This is a genomic window from Paractinoplanes tereljensis (genome assembly GCF_016862435.1).
Lineage (GTDB): Bacteria > Actinomycetota > Actinomycetes > Mycobacteriales > Micromonosporaceae > Actinoplanes > Actinoplanes tereljensis.
Genome location: NZ_BOMY01000051.1, coordinates 13,347 through 33,197, shown reverse-complemented (window position 1 = coordinate 33,197; position 19,851 = coordinate 13,347). Strand labels below are relative to the sequence as shown.

General features: G+C 70.8%; 22 protein-coding genes. 14 read left to right on the top strand and 8 right to left on the bottom strand.

What is annotated here, in order from left to right; translation table 11 throughout:
* Positions 1–13 precede the first annotated feature (13 nt).
* Positions 14–841, top strand: a complete 828-nt coding sequence (locus tag Ate02nite_RS40100; protein ID WP_203813156.1) for an alpha/beta hydrolase — start codon at positions 14–16, stop codon at positions 839–841.
* Between the two features lies 1 nt (position 842).
* On the opposite strand, the gene Ate02nite_RS40095 is transcribed toward Ate02nite_RS40100, so the two are convergent.
* The 4 genes from Ate02nite_RS40095 to Ate02nite_RS40080 all read right to left on the bottom strand — a co-directional run bounded on the left by Ate02nite_RS40095 (position 843) and on the right by Ate02nite_RS40080 (position 3,556).
* Entirely contained in the window at positions 843–1,652 is an 810-nt protein-coding gene (locus Ate02nite_RS40095) for a rhamnogalacturonan acetylesterase (protein ID WP_203813155.1), read from the bottom strand.
* Between the two features lie 72 nt (positions 1,653–1,724).
* Entirely contained in the window at positions 1,725–2,135 is a 411-nt protein-coding gene (locus Ate02nite_RS40090; protein ID WP_275422994.1) for an ester cyclase, read from the bottom strand.
* Between the two features lie 36 nt (positions 2,136–2,171).
* Positions 2,172–2,672 carry a DUF305 domain-containing protein gene (locus Ate02nite_RS40085; RefSeq protein WP_203813153.1) on the bottom strand — a complete coding sequence of 167 codons (501 nt, stop codon included), beginning with the start codon at positions 2,670–2,672 and terminating at the stop codon, positions 2,172–2,174.
* 74 nt (positions 2,673–2,746) lie between these two features.
* Positions 2,747–3,556 carry a hypothetical protein gene (locus tag Ate02nite_RS40080; protein WP_203813152.1) on the bottom strand — a complete coding sequence of 270 codons (810 nt, stop codon included), beginning with the start codon at positions 3,554–3,556 and terminating at the stop codon, positions 2,747–2,749.
* Between the two features lie 516 nt (positions 3,557–4,072).
* Between Ate02nite_RS40080 and Ate02nite_RS40075 the strand changes: the two genes are divergently transcribed.
* The 4 genes from Ate02nite_RS40075 to Ate02nite_RS40060 are packed head-to-tail and all read left to right on the top strand — an operon-like array spanning position 4,073 to position 8,625.
* Positions 4,073–5,677 carry a translation initiation factor III gene (locus Ate02nite_RS40075; protein WP_239148062.1) on the top strand — a complete coding sequence of 535 codons (1,605 nt, stop codon included), beginning with the start codon at positions 4,073–4,075 and terminating at the stop codon, positions 5,675–5,677.
* Positions 5,674–7,149, top strand: coding sequence for an NADH-quinone oxidoreductase subunit NuoF family protein (locus Ate02nite_RS40070; protein WP_203813150.1), 1,476 nt, complete (start codon positions 5,674–5,676; stop codon positions 7,147–7,149). The genes Ate02nite_RS40075 and Ate02nite_RS40070 overlap by 4 nt, the downstream gene beginning before the upstream one ends.
* Positions 7,146–7,703 carry a redoxin domain-containing protein gene (locus tag Ate02nite_RS40065; protein ID WP_203813149.1) on the top strand — a complete coding sequence of 186 codons (558 nt, stop codon included), beginning with the start codon at positions 7,146–7,148 and terminating at the stop codon, positions 7,701–7,703. Before Ate02nite_RS40070 ends, Ate02nite_RS40065 begins: the two co-directional genes overlap by 4 nt.
* Before the next feature lie 25 nt (positions 7,704–7,728).
* Positions 7,729–8,625, top strand: a complete 897-nt coding sequence (locus Ate02nite_RS40060) for a cytochrome c biogenesis CcdA family protein (RefSeq protein ID WP_203813356.1) — start codon at positions 7,729–7,731, stop codon at positions 8,623–8,625.
* Here Ate02nite_RS40060 and Ate02nite_RS40055 read toward each other — a convergent pair.
* Together Ate02nite_RS40055 and Ate02nite_RS40050 are read right to left on the bottom strand one after the other, a co-directional pair.
* Complete coding sequence (locus Ate02nite_RS40055; RefSeq protein WP_203813148.1) at positions 8,600–8,845, bottom strand: PspC domain-containing protein; 246 nt, start codon at positions 8,843–8,845, stop codon at positions 8,600–8,602. The two genes, Ate02nite_RS40060 and Ate02nite_RS40055, sit on opposite strands and share 26 nt — an antisense overlap.
* Positions 8,846–8,942: 97 nt before the next feature.
* Positions 8,943–9,368, bottom strand: coding sequence for a hypothetical protein (locus Ate02nite_RS40050; protein ID WP_203813147.1), 426 nt, complete (start codon positions 9,366–9,368; stop codon positions 8,943–8,945).
* 152 nt (positions 9,369–9,520) lie between these two features.
* Here Ate02nite_RS40050 and Ate02nite_RS49760 point away from each other — a divergent pair, with 152 nt between their 5' ends.
* From Ate02nite_RS49760 to Ate02nite_RS40020, 5 genes are all read left to right on the top strand, one after another.
* Positions 9,521–10,624, top strand: coding sequence for a glycoside hydrolase family 12 protein (locus Ate02nite_RS49760; RefSeq protein WP_307873300.1), 1,104 nt, complete (start codon positions 9,521–9,523; stop codon positions 10,622–10,624).
* Positions 10,625–10,693: 69 nt separating this feature from the next.
* Entirely contained in the window at positions 10,694–10,918 is a 225-nt protein-coding gene (locus Ate02nite_RS40040) for a hypothetical protein (protein ID WP_203813146.1), read from the top strand.
* Positions 10,912–11,229 carry a type II toxin-antitoxin system PemK/MazF family toxin gene (locus Ate02nite_RS40035; protein WP_203813145.1) on the top strand — a complete coding sequence of 106 codons (318 nt, stop codon included), beginning with the start codon at positions 10,912–10,914 and terminating at the stop codon, positions 11,227–11,229. Before Ate02nite_RS40040 ends, Ate02nite_RS40035 begins: the two co-directional genes overlap by 7 nt.
* A 207-nt stretch (positions 11,230–11,436) precedes the next feature.
* The gene (locus Ate02nite_RS40025) at positions 11,437–11,784 is read left to right on the top strand and encodes a hypothetical protein (RefSeq protein ID WP_203813144.1); all 348 of its coding nucleotides are present in this window, start codon (positions 11,437–11,439) and stop codon (positions 11,782–11,784) included.
* Positions 11,785–11,793: 9 nt separating this feature from the next.
* Complete coding sequence (locus tag Ate02nite_RS40020; protein WP_203813143.1) at positions 11,794–12,390, top strand: class I SAM-dependent methyltransferase; 597 nt, start codon at positions 11,794–11,796, stop codon at positions 12,388–12,390.
* Here Ate02nite_RS40020 and Ate02nite_RS40015 read toward each other — a convergent pair.
* Positions 12,377–13,096, bottom strand: coding sequence for a PP2C family protein-serine/threonine phosphatase (locus Ate02nite_RS40015; RefSeq protein WP_203813142.1), 720 nt, complete (start codon positions 13,094–13,096; stop codon positions 12,377–12,379). The two genes, Ate02nite_RS40020 and Ate02nite_RS40015, sit on opposite strands and share 14 nt — an antisense overlap.
* A gap of 95 nt (positions 13,097–13,191) precedes the next feature.
* On the opposite strand from Ate02nite_RS40015, the gene Ate02nite_RS40010 reads away from it, so the two are divergent.
* On the top strand, positions 13,192–14,193 hold the full coding sequence (locus Ate02nite_RS40010) for a helix-turn-helix domain-containing protein (protein WP_203813141.1): 1,002 nt from the start codon (positions 13,192–13,194) through the stop codon (positions 14,191–14,193).
* Entirely contained in the window at positions 14,190–16,670 is a 2,481-nt protein-coding gene (locus Ate02nite_RS40005) for a Tex family protein (protein WP_203813140.1), read from the top strand. The genes Ate02nite_RS40010 and Ate02nite_RS40005 overlap by 4 nt, the downstream gene beginning before the upstream one ends.
* A gap of 15 nt (positions 16,671–16,685) precedes the next feature.
* On the opposite strand, the gene Ate02nite_RS40000 is transcribed toward Ate02nite_RS40005, so the two are convergent.
* Complete coding sequence (locus Ate02nite_RS40000; protein WP_203813139.1) at positions 16,686–18,446, bottom strand: serine/threonine-protein kinase; 1,761 nt, start codon at positions 18,444–18,446, stop codon at positions 16,686–16,688.
* A 102-nt stretch (positions 18,447–18,548) separates the two neighbouring features.
* Here Ate02nite_RS40000 and Ate02nite_RS39995 point away from each other — a divergent pair, with 102 nt between their 5' ends.
* Together Ate02nite_RS39995 and Ate02nite_RS39990 are read left to right on the top strand one after the other, a co-directional pair.
* Complete coding sequence (locus Ate02nite_RS39995; RefSeq protein ID WP_203813138.1) at positions 18,549–19,277, top strand: nucleotidyltransferase domain-containing protein; 729 nt, start codon at positions 18,549–18,551, stop codon at positions 19,275–19,277.
* Between the two features lie 13 nt (positions 19,278–19,290).
* Positions 19,291–19,830 carry a GNAT family N-acetyltransferase gene (locus Ate02nite_RS39990; protein ID WP_203813137.1) on the top strand — a complete coding sequence of 180 codons (540 nt, stop codon included), beginning with the start codon at positions 19,291–19,293 and terminating at the stop codon, positions 19,828–19,830.
* Positions 19,831–19,851 lie beyond the last annotated feature (21 nt).

The following is a 19,851-nucleotide window of genomic DNA, read 5'->3' as shown; positions in this document are numbered from 1 at the left end:
TATAGTGTTTTGTATGCCTACTGCACTACTGCATGACGACGCGCCGATCGAGGTAACCGTGCTCGGCGACGGCCCCGCGGTGCTGCTGCCGGTCAGCACCCGGGTGATCGAGGGCCTCGAGGCCGAGCAGATCCGGGCCTGGGGTGCCGACCCCAACCTCGGCCACCATCTGGTGACCGGCCTGGTCGCGGCCGGTTTCCGGGTGATCGCCGCCGACTACGAGGGGCACCTGGCGGCGCACCCCAAACCCCGTACGCTCAATGCGGTAAACCTGGCCGCGGATCTCCTGGCGATCGCCGATGCCGGCTCGGCCGGCCGTTTCGCCTATTACGGCTATTCCTGGCTGGCCCTGGCCGGCCTGCAACTGGCCGTCCGCACCGACCGCCTGACCGGGCTGGCGATGGGCGGCTTCCCGCCGGTCGGCGGTCCCTACGCCCCGATGCTCGAGGTCACCCGGGCGACCTACCAGATGTCGCTGAACCCGCCGGCCAACCCGGCGACCCCGGCGCCGGGCGATTGGGACAGCGCCGAGATGACGCTGACCCCGGACCAGACCCGGCAGTACCTCTCGCTCTACGAGTCCCTGCGGGATTTCGACGATCTCGCCATCGGCCTGCCGCCGATGCCGAAGCTGGCTTTCGCCGGCGAGAAGGACACCATTGTGTACGGGCCGAAATGGGGCGACGTGGTCGTCGACATGGTCGGCCCTTTGATCGCGAACCGCGACCGGCTGACCGCCCAGGGCTGGCAGATCGAGGTCGTCCCCGGCGCCGACCACATCGCCGCGATGCAGGCGGCCGTGGTCCTGCCGCTGCTGACCCGCTGGCTTCCGGCCGGGTAGGTCAGCTTTCGGCCGGGCGGGTGGCCGGCCAGGTCAGCACGCTGTCCGGGATCGACGGGTTGTGCAGGGCTCGTGGGTCGACGCCCGGGATGTCGCAGCCGGCGGCGTCGGCCACCAGGCGGGCCACCTCGATCGCGCCATGCGCCTGGAAGTGGGTGTTGTCGGCGACGCCGGCCGGGTAGTTCGGCTGCTCGCCCGGGTCGAGCCAGAGGAAGTAGTCCTTGGTCGCCTCCGGGCCGAGCGTGCTCCACAGCGCGAACGACAGCGCGGTCAGGTCGATCAGCGGGGTGCCGGTGGCCTCGGCGAGGGCGCGCATCGAGTCGGGGTATTCGCCGTGCGAGAGATAGGGCGTCCCGTCGGCCCGGAACCGCCGCCGCTCGACCGGCGTGACCAGCACCGGGTGGGCCCGGTTGGCCCGCGCGCCGTCCAGGTAGAGCCGCAGGTAGTCCTGGAAGGTCGTCCACGGCTCGGTGTAGCGGGCCGGGTCCTCGACCTTCTCGTCGTTGTGCCCGAACGACACCAGCAGCGTGTCACCGGGCTTGATCGCGTCGAGGATGAGATCGAGCCGGCCGAGGTCGGCGAAGCTCTTCGAGCTGGCCCCGGAGAGCGCGCCGTTCTGCACGGCGACCTCCGGCCGGAGGAACGCGGGCAGCGCCTGGCCCCAGCCCGCCCGGGGCACGTCGGCGGTGGCATAGGTGGCGGCGGTCGAATCGCCGGCCACGAAAACGGTGCGGCGGCGGCCGTGGGCTTGGGCCGGGCTCATCCCGTACGCCGAGGCGACCGCACCAGCGGCGGCGGCCCGCAGAAGCATCCTTCGATCCAGCGACATGCCCGTCATTCAATCAACGCGCATCGATGCAGGCAAGCGCTTTCCTGAGAAAGTTCAGCGCTCGGGGGCGTGCACCCGGCCGCCGAGCTGCTGGGCCACCTCCAGGTCGTTGCCCTCGAACCAGGTCTCGGCCACCTTGCCGTCGTCGAGCCGGAAGATGATGATGCCGGTCTCCTCGACCTCCTGGTCCCGGCCCGGCAGGTCGAGGTAGCCGCCGCGGTAGGTGGACCGCACGGTGTAGCGCGCCACCACCCGGTCGCCGCCGTCGATCACGTCCTCGAGCGAGGGGCGCTGCTCGGAGAAGGCCCTCGGGTACCACCGCAGCCAGTCCAGAAACGTGTCCCGGTCGCCCATCCCGCCGGGGCCGTGGCAGATGAAGTCGTCAGTTGCCAGATTTTCGAAAAGCATCACATCGCCCATTCGGCACATCTCAAACCATGCCCGCGCGATATCACCCGAACGCATGCATGATGTTCTATTCCTAACGGACGCGGGGCGCAACTACGCGAGTGCGTGGAGTTGTCGCAGCTGCTCGATCTGGGCGGTGCGGGACTCGACGATCTGCTCGGCGTACGCCAGGGCGGTCGGGTTGGCGCCGTTCGCCTGCTCCTGCTGGGCCAGCCGCACCGCCTCCTCCTGATGCGCGATCAGGGCGCGGACCGGGGCGGCCGGCGCGGAGCCGGGCGGGGTGGAGGCCGGCGGGTTCGCACCCCAGACGCGCAGCCAATCCGTCATCCGGACCACCTCGTCCTGCTGGGTGACGATGATGGCCTCGGCCAGGGTGCGGGCGTCGGGGTTGGTCGCGACCGAGCCGGCCAGGGCGATGCCCGCGCGGTGGTGGGGGATCAGGGCGCTGACGAACGCCACGTCGGCGGCGTTGTGTCGCGGGCCGGGGCCGAGAACCTCGGCGGTCGCCGCCGGGGAGGCCGGGGTGGGCGCAGGGGTGGAGCCGCAGCCGGCCGCGATCAGGGCCGCAACGAGGACGATCGATGCGCGACGCATGGGCCGAACGTAGTGGGCCCGGCCATCATCAGTAAAGACTATTTACTGAAATGGCCGGGCTTCATCAAAAGGCGTTACTTGCGGCGGCGGGGCATCGAGTAGAAGCCGGTCGGAAGGGCCTGGGTCTGGGCCTGCCAGGCCGGGTCCTCCTTGCGGTTCCGGGTGCGGATCCGCAGCAGCAGCGCCACCCCCAGGAAGACCAGGACCGCGCCGATGATCAGGCCGGGACCCAGCACGCTCGGGGTGCCGGAGGCCGGGTTCAGGGCCGCCGCCGACGTCGGGTCGCCGGGTGGCGTGGTGTCGGTGTCGGCCACCGGCTCGGTCTCCTCCTCGGTGGCGGTCTCGCTCGGGGAGGGGGACGGGCTGGCGCTCGGCTTCGCGGCCACCGCGGTGACCACCCGGCTGGTGGTCGACGTCGAGGACAGCTGCCGGCCGGTGACGTCCAGGGCTCGTGCCTCCAGGGTCACCTCGCCGTCGTCGGGGCCGGTGAACGCGATGTCCCAGCGGCCGGTGACCGTCTGGTCCCGGCACAGCTCACCCGGGTCGAGCTGGGCGTCCACGATGCTGGCCGCGTCGTCGTCGACCTGGGTCCGGACCCGGAACGTCTGGCCGTCCTCGACCCGGTTGACCCGGATCTGGTCGAGGCTCACGCCGTCCGTACGCACCGTGAGGGCCCACCGGACCTTGATGCAACGTCGCTGCTGCCGTTCGGTCGTCGCGACCGCGGTCAGTGTTCGTGCCTGCTTGCCGATGGTGAACGTGGCCGGGTTCTCGCCGATGTTCACCGCGAAACCCTGCACGTCCGCCGACGCCGGCGACGCCCAGGCCAATGGCGCGGCGACCAGAGCCAGCGCGGTGAGTACCCGTGCCGCCAGGTGTCGCATGATCATCATCTCCTTAGAGCACGGCTGGTGGAACCGTCCGCACACCAGGTGGTTCGTGGCGGGGCGGCGAAAGGTTCACCCGGTGCGCGGCGTCACTCTCCGGCGCGCCTTATTTTTCGCTTAGCCGGGGGTTACCGGTCGGTATCGGTGCAGCTCAGCAGGGGTTCGGCCGGGAGCTCTGGAAACTTGCTGACAAATTCGGGGTCGCCCGTTCATCCGAACCGTCGCCGCACACGTAGATGGGGGAGGGCAATGACCGGGGGATCGGTCGCTGCCCGGCAGGAGTGAAGCACGGGGCATCCCCCACGGGTGCCTGCGTCCCACCGCCCATCGGGACGTGTAACCGCTGCGGAGAACGAGGAGTAAATGGCCCGGACAGGAAACAACCAGCGATCCGCCAATCGTGTGGCCGTCGATGTCGGAGCTACCGGAACGAGGTCGGTCGGTAAAGGCTCCGTCTTCGTCCTAGGTGCGAGCGTTCTCGCCGCCATCTGGGCCCTCGCGATGATGACCTCGATGGGTCGAGTCGTCTACGTCTATGTCTTCATGTACCTCGAGTTTTACATGGGCGTGCTAGTCCTGGTCTCGATCTCGATCACCATCATGGTCGGGCTCGTCTCCACGGACCGATTGGTGCTGTCCATCCGGCAGCGGGTCTTCCTGCAGTCCATCCACCGCACGACCGGTGTGATCGCGGTCGTCTCGCTGTTCTTCCACCTCTGGACGAAGACCGCCGAGAGCCACATCCGGGTGATCGACATCTTCATTCCGTTCATCGCCCAGAGCAACAAGGCGCTCTACATCGGCCTCGGTCAGATCACCGCGTACCTCCTGGTCCTGGTCATCTGGACGGGCATCGCCCGGGCCCGGTTCATCGGCCGGGGTAAGCCCTGGATGTGGCGCGCGCTGCACTCGATCTCGTACCTGATGTGGCCGCTCGCCCTGCTGCACGGCCTCGGCGCCGGTCGCGCCGCCAAGCCGTGGGTCATCGTCAGCTACGTCGTCTGCGTGCTGATGGTGCTGATCGGCCTGGCCGTACGCCTCTCGGTCAGCCTCAACCGCCGCAAGGACTTCGCCTCGCCGGCCGGTCTCGGCGCCTCCAACAGCGTCGGCCAGATGGTGCCCACCGCCTCGCCGGCCATGAAGGCCCCGCGCCGTGGTGGCCCCCCGGCCCCCGAGCCCGAGCGGCTCGGCCCGGTCGCCGTGGTCGACGCGTTCCAGCCGGCCGCGCCGCGCAACACCGCACCGCCGGTGCAGGAGCTCGCCCCGCAGGACGCCGAGCGGGGCCGTCGCTTCGCCGACGAGGACCTGGTCGCCCCGGCGCCCCGGCAGCGCCGCCCGATGGTCGAGGACGAGATCGAGTACGACGAGCCCGGCCCGCGTGGCGGTCGCCGCTACCCCGGCGAGGAAACGTCGACCCGGATGCGCCGCCCGGAACTGGAGGACACGTCGACCCGGATGCGCCGCCCCGATCTCGAGGACACCTCGACCCGGATGCGCCGCCCGGAGATGGACGACACCTCCACCCGCATGCGCCGCGTCGAGATGGACGACACCTCGACCCGGATGCGTCGGGTCGAGATGGACGACACCTCCACCGGGATGCGCCGGATCGAGGCCGATGAGCCGTCGCGTGGCCGTCGCTACGCCGCCGACGACGACTTCGACCCACGCCCCCGGCGCCGCCCCGCCGAGCAGCCGGAGTACGACGAGGCCCCGCGTGGCCGCCGCCGGGCCGACGCGGAGTTCGACGAGCCGCAGATGCCCCGGCAGCGCTCCCGCTACGACGAGGAACCGCCGGCCCGCCGGAGCAGGTACGAACCGCGGTACAGCGACTTCGGCCCGGAGACCGAGGACGCGCCCCGGGACCGGCGCGACCGGGGCGCAGACCTTGACCGCGCCGACTCGGGACGACACAGCCGTAGTGGCTTCGTAGACATGGCCGACCCGGACGAGACGCCGACGCTTGTCGACATGGCGTCGCGCCGGGCCCGCCGGGCTGAGCAGGAATCCGGTACCGACCGGGCGGGCCGGGGGGCTCGCCGCAACGGCCGCGGCCGGTTGAGCGACGACGTCGCTGACGACCAGTACTGGTCGCAGCTGCGAGGGGAAGCGAATTGAGCACCGCCCAGGTTCCGCCGGTCACTTCGATCGGCGTTCCGCGATTGACCGCCGGCTTCGACGAGTACGGCCGCCTCGATCTGGTCGCCCACCAGGAGGTGCACGGCGGGTTCGCCGCGCTGTCCTCGGGTGAGCTGATCGGCCTGGCCGACCGGATCGAGCTGCGCGGACGCGGGGGAGCGGGTTTCCCGTTCGCCCGCAAGGTCCGGGCCGTGCTCGACTCGTGCCGGCGGCAGGACCTGCCGCCGGTGATCGTGGTCAACGGCACCGAAGGTGAGCCGCCGTCCTGGAAGGACAAGGCGATCCTCACCCGCGCCCCGCACCTGATCCTGGACGGCGCGGCGCTGGCCGCGGCGGCGCTGGACGCCGAGGAGATCGTCATCGGCATCGCCGACGACGGCATCGGCCAGAGCTCGATCACCGCGGCGCTGGCCGAGCGGCGGATGCCGTGCCCGACCCGGATCGTCACCGTCCCGCACCGGTTCATCTCCGGTGAGGGCGGCGCGCTGGTCCGCGGCATCAACGGCGAGGCGCACATCCCGCCCGGCCGCAAGGTGCGCTCCAGCGACAACGGCGTGATGGGCCTGCCCACCCTGCTGTCCAACGCGGAGACGTTCTCCCAGCTGGCGATCGCCGCCCGGCTCGGACCGTGGGAGTACAACGCGGTCGGCATCCCGGAGGAGCCGGGCACGGTCATGCTGACCGTGGGCGGCGCGTCCAGCAGTCCGGCCGTGGTCGAGGCGCCCAGCGGCACCCCGCTGATGGACGTGCTGAACATGTGCGGTGCCGACATCGGCCCGGGCCTGCTGGTCGGTGGTTACCACGGCAAGTGGATCACCGCCGAGGCGGCGGCCACCGTGACGATCTCCCGCAAGGGTTTCGCCAAGGTCGGCGGCACGCTCGGCGCCGGCATGCTGATCCCGATCGGCTCGAAGACCTGCCCGCTCGGCGAGGTCTCCCAGGTCGTGCAGTACCTGGCCGGCGAGTCGGCCGGCCAGTGCGGCCCGTGCCGGCTCGGCCTGCCCGACCTGGCCCGCGCGGTCACCCTGGTCTCGCTCGGCGGCAACGCGGTGGACAACGTGCGGCAGGCGGCCGGCGTGGTCAAGGGCCGCGGCGCGTGCAGCCACCCCGACGGCACCTCCCGGTTCGCGCTGTCCGCGCTCGAGGTGTTCGCCAAGGACGTGGAGTCGCACACCAACGGCGAGGGCTGCGGCAAGTCGGTCAAGGGCATCCTGCCGCTGCCGTACACGGCCGAGACCGGGGCGCGGAAGCTGGCCCTGGACTGGTCGCGCTGCGACGGGCACGGCCTCTGCTCGGCGGTCGCCCCCGAGATCATCCGGCTCGACTCGAACGGCTTCCCGGCGTTCCCCCAGACGCCGCTGCCGCCCTGGCTGGAGAGCGGCGCCCGCAAGGCGGTAAACGTCTGCCCGGCGCTCGCCCTGCGGCTCGACGACGCGAAGGCTTCCCATTGAGACGTTTTCTAGCGCTGGTCCTGGTCGCCGCACTAACTGGGTGCTCGGTGCCCGTCGAGGCGGCACCGCAGTCCGCGCCGATCACGGCCGCGTCCCTGCCACCCTCGGACGAGGGCCCGGCGAGCCCGGCCCCGGTGATCCCGGACGTGGTGCCGGCCTCGCTGAAGTTCAGCGGGCAGACGCTGGACGGGACGGCCTACAACGCGGCGGCGCTGGCCGGGAAGCCGGCCATCCTCTGGTTCTGGGCGCCGTGGTGCGCGACCTGCGCGAGTGAGGCGCAGAGCATCGCCGACCTGGCCGAGGAGTACCAGGGCCGGCTCGGCATCCTCGGCGTCGCCGGGCTGGGCAGCAACAAGGACATGCACGCGTTCGTCTCGGACTTCGAGCTGGACAGCATGCCGCACCTGGACGACCAGGCCGGCGCGATCTGGAAGCGCTTCAAGATCACCCAGCAGAGCTGGTACGTCTTCCTCGACCGCACCGGCAAGGTGACCAAGGTCGGTTACCTCGACGACCTGCAACTCACCGCCGAGGTGAAGACGCTGGTGGCCTGAGGTGTGGCTCGCGCTCGCCGCCGGCATGCTGGGCGCGGTCAACCCGTGCGGCTTCGCGCTGCTCCCCGCGTACCTCTCGGTCCTGTTGGTCCAAGGCCCGGCCTCGCCGGGCAATGCCGTTTGGCGAGCGCTGCGTTGCACCCTCGCGCTGACCCTGGGGTACGTCCTGGTCTTCGGCACGTTCGGCCTGGTCCTGACACCCCTGGCCGGGGAGCTGCAACCGCGCCTGCCGTGGCTGACCGTCGTCCTCGGCCTGGTGCTGGCCGGGCTGGGCGTCTGGCTCACGCTGGGGCGTTCGCTGCCGACCTGGGGCGTACGGGCGCCGGCCCTCACCGGATCGACGTGGTCGATGGTGGTCTTCGGGATGGCGTACGCGATCGCCTCGCTGGGCTGCGCGGTCGGCCCGTTCCTGGCCCTGGTGGCCTCGAGCCTGCGTGCCTCGACCCTGCTGTCCGGCGTCGGGCTGTTTCTCGCCTACGCCGCCGGGATGGGTCTGGTCGTCGGGGTGACCGCGGTGGCGGTGGCGTTGCTGCGCTCCTCGCTGATCACCCGGACCCGGCGGCTGCTCGGCCTGGTGCCCCGGATCGGCGGGGCGATCCTCGTGGTCAGCGGTCTTTACGTGGCCTATTACGGCTGGTACGAACTGCGGCTCGCCCGGAATCTCCGACTGGCCGGCCACGATCCGATCGTGGCCGCCGCGTCCCGGATCCAGCAGTGGCTGGCCGGTTGGATCTCGGTGCTCGGAGCCGTACCCCTCGCCGTTGTTCTGGTGATTTTGCTGTTGCTCGTCGTGGTGCGCCGGCGGGCCCGGGCGCTGCCGCCGGACGGTCCGAGTGGGGTACGGACCGGTCCGGCGGCAGCCGGGCCCACATCACCGCTGCGTGCCGAACCGGGGCTCAGACGGCGGGCGGGTACGCGGTGACGTAGGCGGGCTTCTCGGCCGGCATCAGGATCCACAGGATCGGGTAGATCAGGATCTGGCTGCCGGGGATGGCCAGCAGGACGACGACGAACAGGAGCCGGGCCAGCCACGGGTCGAGGCCGAAACGCTTGGCCAGACCGGCGACGACACCGCCGATGATGCGCCCCTCGGTCGGCCGGACCAGGCCCTGGCGAGTCATCGAGTCGTGTACCGAGTTCATGGGTCTCTCGCTTCCTTGAGCGGTTCTTGCGGGCCACTCAAGAATCGCGCTTCCCGCTGTTGGGGGCATCGGGGAAGGGCCCTGACCCATCCCTGATCTAAGCGGCGAACTCTCTCAGGGGCTGCTCGGCTCGGGGCTCCGCCTCGGCCAGGCGGGCGGCCGCGATCTCCTCGACCGGGAGCGGGATGGCCGCGGCGCCGGCACCGGCCGGGCGTGGCTTGGGCCGCTTCGACGGCGAGGCGGCGCTGCCACCGCGGCCGGGGTAGACGTAGAGCCCGTTGACCGGGTCGGGGGTCGCGTCGAGCGCGGCCTGCACCACCGGGAGGGCACGGAACCGCTCCCACTCGTCAGTTTCGCGGAAGGCGACCTCGAGGACGACCCCACCGGGCATGATCGTCCACTCCCAGCGCTTGGCGCCGTTGGTCAGCGCGGCCTCGAGCAGGGCCTCGCCGTAGCCGTCCTTCCACCGCAATGCCGAGAGCACGCCATCGCGCACCTCGATGGACCACCACCTGTTGCTCATGGGATCGAAGGTACGCCGCACTTGCCCGGTGATGGGGGCGCGATTTAGCATTCCGGCAATCATCCATTGACGTCGGTGAAATTGTCGAAGCCATTGTCGAAGCGCTTCGACGGCCGATTTCGACTACTCGTGGGAGAAGTGGAGACGCACTCATGCGAAGTCGCTGTCTCGGGCTGTGCCTGGCGGCCGCCACGGGGATCTCCGTGGTCGTCGCGCTACCGGCCTCCGCCGCCGCCGGCTGCACCGTCACCTACACCGTGAGCAGCCAATGGCCCAGTGGGTTCGGGGCCAACGTGACGATCAAGAACCTCGGGGACGCGGTCAGTTCGTGGACCCTGGTCTGGTCGTTCGGGGCCGGGCAGACGGTCACTCAGGCGTGGAACACGACGCTGACCCAAAGCGGTTCCTCGGTGACCGCGAAGAATGTCGGATACAACGGTTCGATCGCCACCAACGGCACCCAGTCGTTCGGTTTCAACGGATCGTGGAACGGTACGAATCCGGCACCCGCGTCGTTCGCCCTGAACGGCACGACGTGCACCGGCGGGGTCACCACCACACCCACCACCGCGGCCCCCACCACCTCGGCGCCCAGCAGCGGAGTACCCGCCGACGCGGCCTGGGTCGCCACCGGACAGTGGGACTCGTGGACCAACAACGGGTACACGCTGAACAACGACGTCTGGGGGTCCGGGGCCGGGCCGCAGACGATCTGGGCGCGCACCGGCACCAACTGGGGCGTGGTGGCCAACCACCCGCGGACCAGCGGCGTGAAGGCGTACCCGCACACCGGCAAGACCCTGAACCGGACGCTCAGCTCGCTCAGCTCGGTGGCCAGCTCGTTCAACGTCTCGGTGCCGTCCGACGGCGACCACGAGACCGCCTACGACATCTGGGCCAACAGCAACGCGTACGAGGTCATGATCTGGGCCAACAAGTACGGCAACGTGGGCCCGATCGCCGAGTCGTACGACTCCAACGGGGCCGTGCCGACCGCCACCAACGTCTCGGCCGGCGGCCACACCTGGAACGTCTACCGCGGCTCCAACGGCGCCAACGCGGTCTACTCGTTCATCCGCACGGCCGGCAACACCAGCGCGGCGTCGATCGACGTCCTGTCGGTGCTCAACTGGCTGCGCACCAACGGCTGGTGGGGCGACGTGACGGTCGGCGACATCCAGTTCGGCTTCGAGCTGTCCGGCACCGCCGGCCAGTCCAACTTCGTCTGCAACAGCTTCTCGCTCACGTACGCCTGACGCGCGTCCGTTGACCCGGCCGGGCCGGCGGCGACCGATCGCCCACGGCTCGGCCGGTAGGATGAAAGTATGACCGTCAAGCTCAGCATCAGCGTCCCCGACGACGTTGCGGGATACCTACAGAGCAGCGGAAACGCGTCCGCGGCGGTCACCGAGGCGGTGCGCCGCATGCTGCCCGAGGCGCGCCGGGCCCGGCAGCGGGCGGCCGCCCGGGCGTACGCCGAGTTCCTGCGCGCCGAGCCCGCCCTGGTGGCCGAGAGCAACAACGTGGCGCTGCGCGGTGTCCGGTGGTGAAGCGCGGCCAGGTCTGGACCTGGGTGCGTGGCGACGACCGCCACCACGTCCTGGTGATCAGCAACGACGAGTACAACGCGGAGCCCGGCGTCGCCGTCTGGGCCCTGATCCTGGTCCGCGGCCTGCCGCAGAGCAACCCGCTCGGCGTGCACCTGTGCAGCGACGACCCGTTCGGCGGCGCCTCGGTGAGCATTCCCGCTCTGGTCCAGATCCTCGACCGAGGCTCCCTGACCGAGAACCACGGCTACCTGGCCCCCGGCACGATGCGCGCGGTCGAGGACGCCCTACGCGAGTTCATGGACCTGGTGTGACCGACCGGGCCGCTTCTTCCGGCCGCCCTACGTGGGCCACCGCGGCTGGCTCGGCGTGCGTCTCGACCGCGATCCGGATTGGACCGAGATCGCCGAACTGTGCACCGACGCCTTCCGCGCCGTCGCCCCGCCGGCGCTGCTCGCCCGGTGGGATGGGGGAGCGTGAGTGAACGCACCCCGGCTGGGGCGGCACGTTAACCTGCGGGTGTGAAGCTCAAGCTGAGCAGGCGCCAGATCACCGTCATCGCTGTCGCGGGTGTGGCCGTTGTCGCGATCATGATGAGCCGGGCCGGTGGTGGCAACGACGGCGACCAGCGGGAGGGCATCGACACGCCCGCTCACCAGGCCTGCGTCGACTTCGCGGCCGGCTATCCGAAGGCCAAGGCCAAGACCGCGCGCCTGGCCCTCGCCGACAAGGTGACCGCCAATTCCAGCAAGTCGGAGAACGACCTGATCCGCAAGCGGGCCGCCGAGATGGGCGCGAGCGCCAACGACAGCAACGCCGAGTGGAAGTCGGCCGGCGACGCCCTTACCGCGGCCTGCCGGACCGGCTGAGGGGGCGCAGTGGACTACGAGGAGCTCTACCGGGGGAAACCGCCGTGGGAGATCGGCGGGCCGCAGCCGGCCATCGCGGCGGTGCTGGGGGAGGCGCGCGGGCCGAAGGTGCTCGACATCGGCTGTGGCAGCGGTGATCTCGCGATCGCGCTGGCCCGGCTCGGGCACCGGGTGACCGGCGTGGACATCTCGGCCACGGCGATCGAGCAGGCCCGCGCCAAAGCGGCCGGGCTGGACGTGCATTTCGAGGTGCAGGACGCAGCCCGGCTGCGGCTGACGAACGGGCCGTTCGACTCGATCTTCGACTCGGGGCTGCTGCACTGGCTGGCCCGGTACGACAGCGGGGTGGACGACTATCTCGCGCTGCTGCCCGGCCTCGCCGCTCCGGGCGCGACCGTCTTTGTGCTGGCGGTCTTCGAGGCGGCGGGCGGTGGCAGCTGGGGCGTCAGCGAGGAACTGCTGCGCGACGGGTTCGCCGCGCCGGACTGGACCGGCACGGCGATCGAGGAGACCGAGGCGTTCGCCGACGTGGACGGCCAGGTGATCCGGCACCGGGCCTTCCTGCTTCGGACAAGCCGAACGCTGGGGAGCGTCAGGACTCGTTGATGTCGGCGACGATCACCGTCACGTTGTCGGGGGCGCCGTTTTCCAGGGTGCGGTGCACCAGCTCGGCCGCGGCCGTCTTGCGGTCGGGGTTGGCCAGCAGGGTCTGGCAGATCACGGCGTCTTCCACGTAGTCGGACAGGCCGTCGCTGCACAGCAGGAAGCGGTCGCCGAGCTGCACCGGCAGCATCCGGCCGGCCGGGCGGAACGGGCCGCCCTGCACCGCCTGGGTCACCAGGGCGCGCTGCGGGTGCCGGCGGGCGTCGTCGGGGGTCAGCACCCCCTGGTCGACGAGCGCCTGAACGTACGTGTCGTCCTTGGTGATCTGGGTCAGCTCGCCGTCGCGCACCCGGTAGCACCGGGAATCGCCGACGTTGAGCGCGGCGATCCGGTCACCGGACAGCAGCAGCGCGGTCACCGTCGTGCCCATGCCGTCGCGGGCATCGTCGTCGGCCACGGCCGCCTCGATGCGCTCGTTGGCGGTCTGCAGGGCCGCGATCAGGTCCTGCAGTGGCTCGCCGGTGTCGGGCAACTCGTCGACCACACCGAGGGCCCGCACCAGGATGTCACTGGCCAGCTCCCCGGCGGGAAGCCCGCCCATGCCGTCCGCGACCACGAGAAGGCGGTTGCCGACGAACACCGCGTCCTCGTTGTTGGACCGGACAAGGCCCTGATCGGTGGCGGCGACCGCCCGGACAACAAACGTCATGTCAACAAGACTGCCAAACGCCTTAGGAGAAGTCTCTAGTACGTCCTACGTAGTGCCCGAGCCTACCCCGTGACCGGCCTCCGTAGGGTGGAGTGATGATGGCGGTGCCGATGGTGGGGCGGGCGAGCGCGCTGGACGAGCTGCGCGGAGCCTGGTCCCGCGTGCGCAACGGCCGGCGGCCGGTCACCGCGGTCGTCACCGGGGCCGCCGGAACAGGGAAAACGGCGCTGGTGACGGCGTTTCTGCAGGACCCGGCGACGACAAACGTGCTCGCCGGGACGGCCCGGGTGCATTCGCCGGCCCCCTACGACTGGCTGGCCGCGGTTCTGGCCGGGCGCGACACGCGCGGGCTCGACGTGCCGCCGGACGCGTTGGCCTGGCTGAAACAGGATCCGGATGTCCCCCGGGAGCGGTACACTCCGGACGCCCTGCTGCGGATCGCGGTGGCGGCGGTTCGTGGGCTGGTCGGCAACGCTCACGCCGTACTCGTGGTGGAAGATCTTCATACTCTTGATCCGGCCTCGCTCAATCTGATCGCCGAGCTCGGCTCGACGGACCTTCCGGTCCTGCTGCTGGTGACCAGCCAGCCGCCGGAGGCGGCGCTGTCGCCGGAACTCACCACGCGCACTCTCGCGCGGCTCAACGGACACCCCGGCGCCGTGCGCCGCCATCTTGGCGGCCTGCTTCCGGCCGAGGTCGGCGAGGTTCTACAGCATGTGTACGGGTCGGAAGCGGGCGCGCCGGAGCTGGCCGAAGCGGTTTGGCGGCGCACCGACGGCAACCCCTACCGGCTCAGCGAGCTGATCGCGGTGGAGGGCGCGGCCGTCTGCGAGATCTCCCGGCGGCCCGAGCTGACCGCCCGGGAGCGCGAGGTTCTCGGTCTGCTCGGCGAGGGAATGCCGAACAAGCAGATAGCGCGAGTTCTCGGAATCTCGGTCCGCACGGTGACCGTCCACGTGTCGAATCTGCTGCGTAAGACGGGTGCGTCGTCCCGCACCGAGGCGGCCCTGTGGGCCCTCTCCGGTCGCCGCTCGGGTGATCATCACCTGGGGTGGCGCGACAACGACACCACTGCTCGGTCACAATCGTCGGCGTGACGACAGCGATCCATCAGCGCATTGCCTCCGAGCTCGGGGTCCGGGAAGGTCAGGTCACCGCGGCCGTCGAGTTGCTCGACGGTGGCGCGACCGTGCCGTTCATCGCCCGCTATCGCAAGGAGGTGACCGGCACCCTCGACGACACGCAGCTGCGCACCCTCGAGGAACGGCTCGGCTACCTGCGGGAGCTGGAGGACCGGCGGGCCGCGGTGCTGGAGTCGATCCGCGCCCAGGGCAAGATGACCGACGAGCTCGAGCAGAGCATCCTCGCCGCCGACTCCAAGGCGCGGCTCGAGGACATCTATCTGCCCTTCAAACCGAAGCGCCGCACCCGGGCCCAGATCGCCCGCGAGGCCGGTCTGGAGCCGCTCGCTCTTGCTCTCCTAGGCGATCCCTCGCTCGACCCGCGCTCTTCCGCTACGCCTTTCGTGGACGCTGACAAGGGCGTGGCCGATGAGGCGGCGGCTTTGGACGGCGCCCGGGCGATTCTCATCGAGAAGTTCGCCGAGGACGCCGACCTCATCGGTGACCTGCGCGAACAGATGTGGACCCGGGGCCGGCTGGTGGCCAAGGTGCGGGACGGCAAGCAGACCGACGGCGCCAAGTTCGCCGACTACTTCGACTTCGCCGAGCCGTACGCGAAACTGCCCTCGCACCGCATCCTGGCCATGTTCCGCGGCGAGAAGGAGGACGTCCTCGACCTCACCATGGAACCGCACCCGGAGGAGGACGAGGGCTACTTCGAGGCCCGCATCGCCGGCCGCAACGGCATCTCCGACGCCGGCCGGGCCGGCGACAAGTGGCTTGTCGACACGGTCCGCTGGGCCTGGCGCACCCGGGTGCTCATCCACCTCGGCGCCGACCTGCGGGTGCGGCTGTGGCAGGCGGCCGAGGACGAGGCGGTCCGGGTCTTCGCGGCCAACCTGCGCGACCTGCTGCTGGCCGCGCCGGCCGGCACCCGCGCGACGATGGGCCTCGACCCAGGTTTCCGCACTGGCGTGAAGGTGGCCGTGGTCGACGGGACCGGCAAGGTGGTAGCCACCGACACGATCTACCCGCACGTGCCGCAGAACAAGTGGGACGAGTCGATCCACCGGCTCGCCGCGCTCGCCTCGAAGCACCACGTCGACCTGATCGCGATCGGCAACGGCACCGCGTCCCGGGAGACCGACAAGCTGGCCGGCGAGCTGATCAAGAAGCACCCCGAGGCCAACCTGACCAAGGTGATGGTCTCCGAGGCCGGCGCCTCGGTCTACTCCGCCTCGGCGTACGCGTCGCAGGAACTGCCCGGCATGGACGTGTCGCTGCGCGGCGCGGTCTCCATCGCCCGCCGGCTGCAGGACCCGCTGGCCGAGCTGGTGAAGATCGACCCGCGCTCGATCGGCGTCGGGCAGTACCAGCACGACCTGGCCGAGTCCAAGCTGTCCAAGTCGCTCGACGCGGTGGTCGAGGACTGTGTGAACGCGGTCGGGGTGGACGTGAACACCGCGTCGGCGCCGCTGCTCACCCGGGTCTCCGGGATCGGCGCCGGCCTGGCCGAGAACATCGTGCTGCACCGCGACTCGAACGGGCCGTTCCGCACTCGCGACGACATCAAGAAGGTCGCCCGGCTCGGGCCCAAGGCGTTCGAGCAGTGCGCCGGCTTCCTGCGCATCCCGGACGGTGACAACCCGCTCGACTCGTCCAGCGTGCACCCGGAGTCCTACCCGGTGGTGCGCACGATCCTGGCCGCCACCAGCGCCGACATCAAGACGGTGATCGGCAACAGCCCGCTGCTGCGGGCGCTGCGGCCCACCGACTACGTCACCGACGCGGTCGGCCTGCCGACCATCACCGACATCCTCAAGGAGCTGGAGAAGCCCGGGCGCGACCCGCGACCGGGGTTCACCACGGCCACCTTCGCCGAGGGCGTCGAGAAGATCGCGCACCTCAAGCCCGGGATGATCCTGGAGGGCGTGGTCACCAACGTGGCGGCGTTCGGGGCGTTCGTCGACGTCGGCGTCCACCAGGACGGCCTGGTGCACGTGTCGGCACTGTCCAATACGTTCGTGAAGGACCCGCGCGACGTCGTCAAATCCGGCGATGTCGTGAAAGTTCGGGTGGTCGAGGTGGATGAGGCCCGGAAGCGGATCTCGCTGACCATGCGGCTGACCGACGAGCCGGCCCAGCGGCGGCCGCGCGAGGACGGCGCCGCGCCGGGCGCGCAGCCCCGCGAAGGCGGCAAGCCCCGCCAGGGCGGTCAGGGCGGCCAGGGCGGCGGCGGTCAGCGTCAAGGCGGCGGCCCGCGCCAAGGCGGTCAGGGCGGTGGCCAGCGCGGCGGTCAAGGCGGTGGCCAGCGGGGCGGTCAGGGCGGTGGCCAGCGGGGCGGTCAGCGCCAAGGCGGCGGCGGTGGCGGGCAGCGTCAGGGCGGTAGTGCGCCGGTCGTCAACGACGAGATGGCGGCCGCGCTGCGGCGGGCCGGCCTGATCAAGGAATAAAGGTGGACCGGGGGCTCAGTTGCCGCTGAGTCCCCACACCTTCACGTTGCTGAAGGCCACGTCGTACGGCCCGTTCTCGGCCGCGCCGCGCTCGGTGTAGACGCCGAGCAGCACCCGGCCGCCGGTGATCTCGGCGTCGGTCAGCGGCACCGTGCCGACCTCGATGCCGTCACGCAGGACCGTGGCCTGGTTGCCGACCGCCCGGACCTCGATGGTGGTCGGTGCGGCCCCGATCTCGATCGGCGCGTCGAGCGGGAACGTGCGGATCGTCGCGACCGCCTGATCCTTGTGCGTGCCCAGGTAGATGTTCTTCTCGCAGACCCGCAGCAGATAGCCGTGCCAGGGCGCGAACCGGAACCACAGCCCGGCGCAGCTGTCCTCGGTCAGCAGCCGCACCCCGACCTCGACCCGGAAGTTGTCGGGCACCCCGTCGTCCGGCCCGGAGCAGCGGTAGACGCCCTTGGTGTCCCGGTGGGCCACCATCGCGGTGCCGTCGAAGGAGCAGGACGCCTTCTCGGCCGGCAGTGACTTGGCCTCCCACAGGCGCGGCCCGGTCAGGGAGTCGTCGATCATCAGGACATCGGCGTTGGCGGTGACGGCCGGGGCCGACGACGGGCCGTCGGCCGGGCTCTCCGAGGCGCTCGCCCGCTCGCCGGCCGGCGAGCCGAGCACCAGCATCATCGCGCCGGCCACCACGGCCAGGATCAGCGCGGCCACCGCGACCGGCAGGAACCAGCGACGGCGGGGTTCGGGCGGCGGCGGGCCGGGTGGGGGACCGGGCACCGGCGAGATCGGCACGGTGACGATCGAGTTTTCCTCGTAGCCGACGAGGCCGGCCAGGTCGGTCACGCCGCCCTCAACGCGTACCCCCGTAACCGCCTGCGCCTCCGCGGCCGCCGCCCGCAAATCGGGTTGATCGGCGAGGGCCGCCGCCGTGGCGGCGGGCCGGGAGGGGCCGGAGACCAGCAGGTCGAGCAGCTCGCGGGCGCTGGGCCGGTTGGCCGGGTCTTTCTCCAGGGCGTGCCCGATCAGCTCGCGCAACGGCCCGGCCAGGCCGGACAGATCGGGCGGCTGGGTGAGGATGCGGGCCGCCGTCGCGGGCGGCGAATCGGCGGCGAACGGGGTGCGGCCGGTTCCCGCGTACGCCACCACGCCGCCCCAGGCGAAGACGTCGGCGGCCGGGGTGAGCGGGGTGTCGGCGGAGCCGAAGCGCTCCGGCGCCATGTAGGCCACCGTGCCGACCATCACCGACGTGTCGGTGTGGCCGCTTGTCGCCTCGACGTGCCGGGCGATCCCGAAGTCGATCACCTTGGGCGAGCCCGGGGCGAGCAGCACGTTGCGCGGTTTCAGGTCGCGGTGGATGACCCCGGCGCCGTGAATGGCGGTCAGTGCGGTCGCCACTCCGATCGCGACACTGTGCAGGTTGGCGGCGGTGAGCGGGCCGCGTTCCTCGACGACGTGCGCGAGGGTGGGGCCGTCTACGTACTCCACCACCAGGTAGGGGCTCTCGTGGTCGGGGTCGGCGTCGAGCACCTCGGCGGTGCAGAACGGCGGCACCTGCCGGGCCCGGGCCACCTCGCTGCGGAAGCGGCGGCGGAACTCGTCGTCGGGCGCGAGATCGGCGCGTACCACCTTGACCGCGACCAGAACCCCGCCGGGCGTGCGGGCCAGATAGACCGTGCCCATGCCGCCCTCGCCGAGGCGGCCGACGATCTCGTAGTCGCCCAGGGCACGCGGATCGTGCGGGCGCAAAGGCTCCGTACGCTCCCCAGACATGATGGTTCCGTCCCCCCGAACTTGGCGACGTCACTCTATCGGGCGGTTGTTGCCGCTCGTAGAGCAGCCATCCAGTTGGCACCGAACCGTCATGCTGGAGGTATGGACGATCGCCTCTCGGTAGTGCCGGTCGTCCCGGGCTTCGCGTCAGCGATCACATCGATTGCCGGGGTTGTCGGGTTTTATGCCGGTGGGTCGATCGGATCGGGCGACTATCGGCCCGGGATCAGCGACCTTGACCTGGTCGCGGTGATCGCCGCCCCGCTGACCAGATATCGACGAGCGAAACTGCGCGCGCTGCATCGGGTCATCGGCCCGGCCAAGCTGCACTGTGCGTACGTCCCGATAGGCGACATATCGGATATCTCGCTGTCGCATGTGAACTGGGCGCACGAGCAGATGTTCCGCCGGCCGCTCAGCGGGATCGCCCGCGGCGAGCTGCACCAGTTCGGGGTCACCGTCTACGGGCCGCCGCCGGGCGAGCTGGTCCCGCCGGTCAGCGCGGCCCAGCTCGCCGACGCGGCCCGGGGTGAGCTGAGCGGCTACTGGGCCGGGGCGGTCCGGAAGACCACGGTGTGGCGCACCGATCTGCACGTCGACCTCGGGCTCACCACCGTGTCGCGGGCCGCCGAGACGATCGCCACCGGCCGGCTGATCACCAAGCGGGAGGCGATCGACCGGCTGCCCGAGCTCGGAGTGCCGGCGCCGCTGGTCGACGAGATCCGGCGGCGCCGGGCCGGGGACCGCGTCGAACTGTCCGAGGAGCGGGTGCGGGAACGCGCCGCGCTGGTCCGCCGGCTGATGCGCGAGCACCTCGGGCGGTTGCTCTGAGTATTGTCGGCGAATGCTCATCAACACCGAGCGGCTGCTGCTGCGGCGCTTCCGGCCGGCCGACGCGCCGGTCCTCGCCGAGTACCGGTCGGACCCCGAGGTGGCTCGGTATCAATCCTGGGATGCGCCGTTTCCGCTGCTCAAGGCCGAGACCGCAGTGGTCAACTTCATGGAGTCCTCGCCGGACATCCCGGGCTGGTTCCAGTGGGCGATCGAGCGGCTCGAGGACCGCCGGCTGATCGGCGACGTCGGGGTGCGGCTGCACGACAACCGGCTGCAGGCCGAGATCGGGTTCACGCTGGCTACGCCGTACCAGAAGATGGGTTATGCGACCGAGGCCGTCCGGGCCGTCCTTGATCGGCTTTTTCGCCTGCAGGGCCTGCACAAGGTGACCGGCGAGTGCGACGCCCGGAACGCCGCGTCGGCCGGCCTGCTGGAACGCCTCGGCTTCACCCGCGAGGGGCACCTTCGACAGCAGACGTTCATCAAGGGTGAGTGGACCGACGACCTCATCTACGGGCTGCTCGGCGCGGACTGGCTGAGTGACGACTAGATAGACGCGGGTGGCTATCTT